Annotated in this window: 5 protein-coding genes and 1 pseudogene; all 6 read left to right on the top strand. The window is 73.3% G+C overall.

The genetic code is table 11. From position 1 onward, the window contains the following. Positions 1–740, top strand: a pseudogene (locus AC5LSR_RS00620) (MlaD family protein); the annotation flags it as partial. Further along, a complete protein-coding gene (locus tag AC5LSR_RS00615) occupies positions 737–1,996 on the top strand; it encodes an MlaD family protein (protein ID WP_250291044.1) in 1,260 nt (419 codons plus the stop codon). The pseudogene AC5LSR_RS00620 and the gene AC5LSR_RS00615, both read left to right, overlap by 4 nt. A 9-nt stretch (positions 1,997–2,005) precedes the next feature. Next, complete coding sequence (locus tag AC5LSR_RS00610) at positions 2,006–3,301, top strand: MlaD family protein (protein ID WP_493468056.1); 1,296 nt, start codon at positions 2,006–2,008, stop codon at positions 3,299–3,301. After that, positions 3,298–5,604 (top strand): RND transporter family protein, encoded by a 2,307-nt coding sequence (locus AC5LSR_RS00605; protein ID WP_493468055.1) that lies wholly within the window; start codon positions 3,298–3,300, stop codon positions 5,602–5,604. Before AC5LSR_RS00610 ends, AC5LSR_RS00605 begins: the two co-directional genes overlap by 4 nt. Next, a complete protein-coding gene (locus AC5LSR_RS00600) occupies positions 5,605–7,314 on the top strand; it encodes a peptidyl-prolyl cis-trans isomerase (protein WP_250291014.1) in 1,710 nt (569 codons plus the stop codon). Positions 7,315–7,351: 37 nt separating this feature from the next. Beyond that, positions 7,352–7,561 carry a hypothetical protein gene (locus AC5LSR_RS00595; RefSeq protein ID WP_250285465.1) on the top strand — a complete coding sequence of 70 codons (210 nt, stop codon included), beginning with the start codon at positions 7,352–7,354 and terminating at the stop codon, positions 7,559–7,561. Positions 7,562–7,595: the final 34 nt, after the last annotated feature.

Raw genomic sequence — 7,595 nt, 5'->3', positions numbered from 1 at the left:
CCGGCGCGGCGCTGGGCAGCAACCCCGACACCGACCTGCCCCAGCTGGTGACCAGCCTGGAGGCCACCGCGCGCGAGCTCATCGACAAGCAGGGCCAGCTCGACGCCATCGTCACGGACCTGGGCACCACCACCTCGGTGCTCTCCCGGCGCACGAGCGACATCGCCACCGCGGTCTCCGGCCTGCCGTCCACCCTGGACGCCACCGACGCGGGCCTGGCCCGGCTGAAGACGACGCTGGAGAAGCTGCGCGACACCTCCGGGCCGGCGCAGCCGGTGGTGCGCAAGCTGGACACCGTGCTGGCGACCGCGGACCCCGTGCTGGCCGAGGCGCGGCCGGTGGTCAACCAGCTGCGCGGCGTCCTGGTCGACGCCCGCCCGCTCGTGCAGGACCTGGTGCCGGCCGGCCGGCAGGCCACCACCGCCCTCGACGACCTCAGCGGCCCCGTGCTCGACCGGATCGACGGACCGGTCAAGCAGTTCGTGCTCGCGCCGTACCACGGCACCGGGCCGTACGCGGCGGCCAGTTCGGACAAGCCCATCTACCAGGAGCTGGCATACATGGCCACCACGCTCGCCCGCACCTCGGTGCTCTCCGACCGCAACGGGGCCCTGATCGCCCTGCAGCCCGGTGTCGGGGCGGGCTCGGTCGGCGGTCTGCCGATCAGCCTCGAGCAGCTGCTCGTCGGGCTGTCCAACCAGAGCGGGGCCGCGCTGCAGAAGGGAGCCCAGCCGCGATGAGCAGCGGTGTACAGCGCCTCCGGCGGATCTGGGGGCGGATCGGGAGCGAGCCCGGTCTCAGGCGCAACGTGCTGGCGCTGGTGGGGCTCATCACGCTGGCCGGGATCTCCGGCAGCATCATCCTGAGCAACCAGCGGCTCAGCGTGCCCTGGGACAACAAGTTCACCTTCTACGCGACCTTTGCCGGCACCCCCGGGGTCAGCCCCGGCCACGGCCAGGAGGTGCGCATCGCCGGGGTGGCGGCCGGCGAGATCGTGGGCGCGGACGTCGACAACGCCGGGCACGCCCGGCTCGAGCTCGCCATCGACCCGAAGTACCGGGTCTACGACAACGCCCACGTCGTCCTGCGGCCGAAGAGCCCGCTCAACGAGATGTACGTCGAGCTGAGCCCCGGCTCCGCGCAGCAGGGCAGGCGGCTGCCCGCGGGCGGCACGCTGCTGCTGGCGAGCTCGCAGCGGCCGGTCCAGATCGACGAGGTGCTCGGCCACCTCGACGACAACGCCCGCTCCGCGCTGACCGCCCTGCTGGAGGAGTCCGACGCGGCGCTGGCCTCCGCGCCGCAGGATCTCCCGGAGGGCCTGACCGCCACCGACACGGTGGTGACCCGCCTCCAGCCGGTGCTCGCCTCGCTGCAGACCCGCCGGGATACCATCCAGCGGCTGGTCACCGCGCTCAGCCAGATCTCCACGGCCATCGGCGGTGACGACGGCCGGCTGCGCACGCTCGCCGACTCGCTGCAGACGACGCTGGGCGCGGTGGGGGAGCACAGCTCGGCGGCCGACTCCGCGCTCGCCCAGCTGCCCGACCTGACCAACCAGCTCAGACTGGCCACCGAGGCGGTGCAGGAGCTCAGCGGCCAGCTGGACCCGGCGCTGGACAGCCTCAAGGGCGCCTCGTCGTCCCTGCCCGGCTCGCTGACCAGGCTCGACGGCACGCTGCGGCAGCTGGACAAGACCCTCGACCAGCTCGGCCCGGTCGTGCGGAAGGCCGACCCGGTGGTCAAGGACCTGCGGCCCTACGTCGGGCAGCTGAACGCGGCGCTACCAGATCTGACGGCAAGCACCGGGCGGCTGGACCCGGTCACCGCCACGCTCGTGTCGTACCTGCCCGACCTCGGCGGCTTCATCCTCAACACCCGGTCGATGACAAGCCTGGCGGACGCCAACGGCGGGATCCTGCGCGCCCTGGTCGAGGTCACCCCCAGCTCGCTGCCGGTCACCGGCCTGAAGTCCCTGTCCACTCCGACGGTGAGGTAGACGGTCGCGATGCGGATCCCCCACGCCGTGATGCCGGTCGTCCGGCTGGCGTTCCTGCTGGTGTTCATGACCTTCTGCGCGCTGACGTTCGGCTACCTCTGGGTGAACTCCGGCGGCAAGCTGCCGCTGATCTCCGATTCGGGGTATCAGGTCGGGCTGCACATGACCAGGGTGTCCAACCTCGTCAACGACTCCGACGTGATGGTGGCCGGGGTCAAGGCCGGCAAGGTGGACAGGCTCTCCGTCGACGGCAACACCGCCGACGTCGTGGTACAGCTGAACTCCGCGTACCCCCTGCACCAGGGCGCCGTCGTGCAGGTGCGGGAGAAGACCCTCGTCAACGAGACCTTCCTGGAGATCGCGGACGGCGACGGGCCGGCGCTGCCCAGCGGCGCCCGGCTGCCCGACGGCGCGGGCCGGCCCGCCACCGAGCTCGACGACGTGCTGGCGAGCCTGGACGCGGACACCCGCGCCTCGCTCGCGAGCGGCGTGCGGTCGCTGGGTGCGGCCACCGAGGACAGCAGGCAGAACATCTCCCAGGCGCTGCAGGGCCTCGGCGACCTCGGCCGCGAGGGCAAGACCGCGCTCGACGCCCTGGCCGCGCAGTCGAAGGACCTGGAGCAGGTGACCAGCTCGACGGCCACCCTGCTCGCCGCGCTCAACACCCGCCAGGGGCAGATCGGCCAGCTAGTCGAGGACGCGGACCTGCTCGCCCAGGCCACCGCGGACAACCGCGCGCCGGTGGCGGAGATCGTGCGTAAGCTGCCCGGCGTGCTGGACACCACCAGGAACGCCACCACCGGGCTGCGCGACATCGCCACGGCGCTGTCCCCGGTCGCGAAGAACCTCCAGGACGCCGCACCGGACCTCTCGGCCGCGCTGACCGAGCTCCCGCAGACCTCGGCGGACCTGCGCGGGCTGCTGCCCTCCCTGGACGGTGTGCTGGTCGCCGCGCCGGACACCCTCACCCGGGTGCCCCCCGTCGCCGACGACCTCACGGCGCTCATCCCGAGCCTGCGGGTGGACCTGGCCGACGTCAACCCGATGCTGGCCTACCTGCGCCCCTACGGCCGCGACATCGTGGCGTTCTTCACCAACTTCGGCCAGTCGGCGGCCACCGGTGACGCCAACGGCCGGGCGCTGCGGATCTTCCTGGGCCTCAACGAGCAGTCGGTCAAGGGCCTGCCGCTGAACACCAACATCGGCCCGCTGAACAAGTCCAACCCGTTCCCGCCGGCGGGAGCGTCCACCAGCCCCGGTCCGCGCAACGACCCGTATCCGCGTGTGCAGCCGGACCCGCGATGATCAGGAGGCGATTACCCGCCCTCCTCGCTGTCCTGCTCGCTCTGCTGGCCGCCGGCTTCATCGCCGGCGGCCTGGCGAGAAGCCGGGTCGAGACCGGGATCGGCTCGTTCCTGCCGGCCCATGACCGCACCGTGGAGCAGCTCGACGAGCTGGCCTCCTCGTTCGGCGGCGACCCGGTCGTGATCCTGCTGGAGAGCACGCAGCCGCGGCTGCTGCTCGACAGCGACCATCTGCACCGCCTGCTGCGCCTGGAAGGGCAGCTGACCGGGCTCGGCGACGTCGCCGCGGTCTACGGGCCCGCCACGACGCTGAACCAGATCGCCGGGCAGACGCAGGACTTCCTCGCCGAGCTCGCCGGCCGCCGGGACGCGGTGCGGGCCACCGCCGAGGTCACGGCGCGCGATGCCGGCGCGACCGAGCAGAAGGCCCGCGAGGCCGGTGACCGCGCGGCCGCGCAGTTCGACCAGCGTTACGGCCCGCTGGTCGTGCAGGGGCTGCCCGCCGGGCTGCCGACGCTGGGCAACACCCGGTTCGTCCAGTCGGTGGTCTTCGCCCAGGGCCAGGCGCCACGGCCCCAGTGGCGGTTCGTGGTGCCCTCGCAGAACGCGGTGGCGGTGCTCGTCCGCCCGCGCCAGGGCATCGACGCCGGCGCCGCGCAGCGCCTGGTCGGCCGGGTGCGCGACACCGTGCGCGGCGCGGGCTTCGACGGTGTGCGGGTGACGGTGTCCGGGGTGCCGGTGCTCGCGGCCGGTGTCAGCGACCAGGTCCGCTCCGAGGCCCCGCGCCTCGGCGGCATCGCCGTCGTCCTGATCGGTGCCTGCTTCCTGTTCGTGCCGTGGACCCGCCGGCGCCGGCGCCTGCTCCCACTGGCCTCGACGCTGGTCGCGATCGGCCTGACGCTGGCGATCCTGGGCTGGGCGGGCAGGCCGCTGTCCCTGGGCGTGGTGGCCTTCCTGCCGGTGCTGCTCGGGATCGGCAGCTACTACCCGACCTACTTCACCCGCAACGCCCGGCGCCGGGTCGTGCTGACCGTCGCCGCCGCCACCGCGGCGAGTTTCGCGACGTTGCTCCTCTCACCGCTGCCGTTCGTGCGCGATCTCGGCCTGACGCTGTCGATCGGTGTGCTCGTCTCTGCCGGTCTCGGCGCGCTCCTGCCGGCCGTGCCCGCCGGGCCGGCGGGTTCCGGGCCCACGCCGGGCGGGCCCACGCCCGCCGAGCCCGTGTCCGCCGGGCCCGTTCCGGCGGGCCGGCCCCGGGCGCGCCACCGCGGGACGGCGGTGGCCGTGGCGGTGGCCGTGGCCGTGGCCGTGGCCGGCTGGGCGGCGCTGCCGGGCCTGCGGCTCGACAGCGACTTCGCCTCGCTCGCGGCCGGCGCGTCCACCCTGAAGGACGCGCAGCATGTCGAGAGCGTCGTCGGCTCCTCCGGGGAGCTCTCCGTGGTGCTGCGCGGGGTGGACGTCACCAGCCCGGCGGCGGTGGAGTGGATGCGCGTCACCCAGCAGCGTCTCATCGCCGATCACGGTGACCGGCTGCGCCCGGTGGTCTCACCGCCCACGCTGCTGCAGTTCCTCGGGCCGGAGAGCACCGCCGAGCAGATCGGGGCGGCGCTGCGGCTGCTGCCGCCGTATCTGGCCGGCTCGGTGATCCGGGGCGACCACCAGGTCGCCACCATGGTCTTCGGGGTCCGCATGGACGACCTCGACGCGCTGCGGGCGTTGCGTGACGACATCGGCCGCGTCCTCGTCCCACCGCCGGGATTCCAGGTGGAGATCACCGGGCTGTCCATGGTGGCGGTGCGGGGCCAGGAGCTGCTCTCCTCCGAGCGGGTGCTCGGCAACCTGCTCGGGATCTCCGCGGCGGCGGCCGTGCTCGCGGTGGGGCTGCGCCGTCGCGGCGACGCCCTGCGGGCGCTGGTGGCCGCGGCGCTGGCGACCGGCGCCGGGCTGTTCCTGCTGTGGGCTCTCGGCATCCCGCTCAGCCCGGTCACCGTGGGACTGGGCTCGCTGACCGCCGCGGTGGGATGCGAGTTCACCGTACTGCTGAGCGAGGCGGCCCGCCGGGGCGGACGTGCGCTGCGCACCCCGGTGCTGCTGGCGGCGACCACCTCGGCGGTCGGCTATCTCGTCCTCGCCGCCTCCGATCTGGCCGTGATCCGGCAGTTCGGGGTGCTGCTCGCCGGCGCGGTGGGTCTCGCGCTCGCCGCCGCGGGGGTAGTCGTGGCGGTGGCGCATCCGCGATCCTCCGGGGTACGGCCTGAACCCGGGCCACGCCCAGTAGCGCACGAGTTGGTTGGAGTGAAGTAGATGCCTGCCGAAGCCGACACCGATGTCGAGCCGGACGCATTAGCCGAGGACGGTGGAGCCCCGGCCGCGGGGAGCGGCGGCGGGCCGGCCGGGGGCGAGCCCGCCGGGAGCCGGCCCGCCACGGACGAAGCGGCCAGGAACGGATCCGCCGCGGGCGAGCCGGCCAGGGACGACTTCGTCGAGCACGAAACTACGGAGAGTGAATCCGTCGAGGACGAGCCGGCCGGGGGCAAGCTCACGGCGGACGGGCCCACCAGGGACAAGCCCGTCAGAGACGATCTTACGGAGGGTGAGCCAGCCAGGGACGAAGGTACGGCGGACAAGCCCGGCAAGGACAAGTCCGCCAGGGACGAATCCGGCGGGGACGGCCTCGCGGAGAACGAATCCGCCAAGGACGAATCCGCCAAGGACGAGCCCGCCAAGGACGAACCCGGCAAGGACGAATCCGCCAAGGACGAACCCGCCAAGGACGAATCCGGCGGGGACGAATCCGGCGGGGACGAGCCGGGCGGGGAGAAGGCCCGGGCGAAGGACGACGCCGATGAGCCGGCCGGTGGGGATGGCGCCGACGAGCCCGCCGTGGACAGCGGCGAGCGCTCCCGCCTGCGCCGCGCCGTCGGCCGCGCGCGCCGCGTCCGCCCGCCCCGCTCGTTACGCGGGCGCATCGTGCTGGCGGCCGCCCTGGTCGTGCTGCTCGGCGGCGGGGTGGGCGGCTACCTGTGGCACGCGTCCCGCAGCCTGCCCGGCGGGGTCGCCTTCCGGGTCGCCGGCCAGGACATCACGGTCGACGACCTCGACCGCCGGGCCGAGACACTGCGCGCCCTCTACGGGATCCAGGCGCCGACCGACACCGCCAAGCTCGACACCTTCCGGCGCGACGTCGCCAAGTCCTACGCGGTCGGCATCATCCTCGACCGCGCCGCCACCGACACGAAGATCGTGATCGCGGACAAGGCGGCGCAGGACGCTCTGAGCCGGTTCATCGAGCAGCAGTACGGCAGCGGCAGCGGCGCCAGGGACCAGTTCGTCCAGGCGCTCGGCACCGTCGGCACCAACGAGCAGGCGGTGCTCACAGAGATCAAGCGCCAGCTTGCCATCAACCAGCTCTTCCAGCACGTCGCCGGCACGCCCGAGATCTCCGATGCCGAGCTGCACGCCCAGTTCGACCAGCACAAGGACGAGCTCGCCACCCCGGAACGCCGTGACCTGCGCAACATCGTCGTGTCGTCGCAGGCCGAGGCCGACCAGATCGTGCGGGACGCCGCCGCCGGCACGCCGTTCGAACAGCTCGCGCAGCAGCGCAGCCTGGACGGGAGCACCAAGGACAGCGGGGGCGTGCTCGGCGTCGTCAGCACGGACCAGCTCGATGCCGCGTACGCCCCGGTGGCGTTCGCCGCCCCGCCCGGTGGCGTGTTCGGCCCGGTCAGGACCCAGTACGGCTGGAACGTCGGCAAGGTGATCCAGGTCATGCCACCGGCCCCGGCCGTGTTCGACCAGGTCAAGGACAGCCTGCGTCAGCAGCTGCAGCTGGATCGCCAGCTCACCACCTGGCGGGACTGGATGGCCGGCGCCATCCGCAAGGCCCACGTCAGGTATGCCGACGGTTACCGCCCCGCGGATCCGGACTCACCGCCGCAGGTCAACGACGCCGCCAGCGCTTCTGTCCCGGCCCAGCAGCCCACCGCGCCACCGTCGGCGGGCGGCCGGTGAACCGGGAGCGGGACCGGGGACCGGCCTCGAGCCCACAATGGTGATCTCCGTCATCGTCCAGGCCGGCCTCGGTCTGATCGTGTTCGCGATCGGGCGGTGGGGGTACGGCAACGCCGAGGCCCTCGTCCACGTCCGGCCGTCCGACGACGACCGGGAGCGCCGGGTACGGGTGGCCCGCCGCGGCGCGGCCGCCTGCCAGGTGGCCGGGGCGCTCCTGGCACTGACGAACCTCCTCCTGCTGTTCTGAGAAGGTTGTCCTGAAAAAGATCCCCCACGCGGCC

Source organism: Protofrankia sp. CiP1_Cm_nod4 (genome assembly GCF_982290645.1).
Note: the sequence above shows the minus strand (reverse complement) of the source record. Positions and strands in the feature narration are given on the sequence as shown.